Annotated in this window: 1 pseudogene; it reads left to right on the forward strand. The window is 68.8% G+C overall.

Going from position 1 to position 510, the window contains the following annotated elements:
* Positions 1–463 (forward strand): annotated as a pseudogene (locus KZA10_RS17500) (FHA domain-containing protein); the annotation flags it as partial.
* Positions 464–510: the final 47 nt, after the last annotated feature.

Raw genomic sequence — 510 nt, forward strand, 5'->3', positions numbered from 1 at the left:
GCCCAGCTCCTGCCCTCCTTTCTCTGATCGCCTTTATTGGTGCGCTCATCCCCGTTGTCGGGCCTGTCATCGGAGCGAGCATCGCGGCACGCGCACCGCCGAAGAGGACGACCTCGAGGACACCAGGATCAGTGTTCCGGGACACCGGCTCGTCTTCACGTGGGACGACGGCACGCGTGTCTCCGTCTCCCGCCGCACGGTGTTCGGGCGCAACCCGGCACCGGAAGAGGGAGCGACGCTCGTACCCGTGCGCGACGAGACGCTCTCGCTCTCGAAGACGCACTTCGAGGCGGCGGCCGAGACCTCGGGCGGCTGGGTGATGGACCGACACTCCACGAACGGCATGACGATCGTCCGCGCAGGCCAGCGGATCGCCTGTCCTGCGGGGCAGCGCGTCCCGGTGCGACTGGGCGACGCCATCGAGATCGGCGACCGCATCGTGACGATCGGCGGATACGCATGAGGCCGGGACTGGTCGTCTCGACCGGGTCGGCCACGCATCCGGGACTC

It is taken from the genome of Microbacterium sp. BF1 (assembly GCF_019279095.1).
Taxonomy (GTDB): domain Bacteria; phylum Actinomycetota; class Actinomycetes; order Actinomycetales; family Microbacteriaceae; genus Microbacterium; species Microbacterium maritypicum.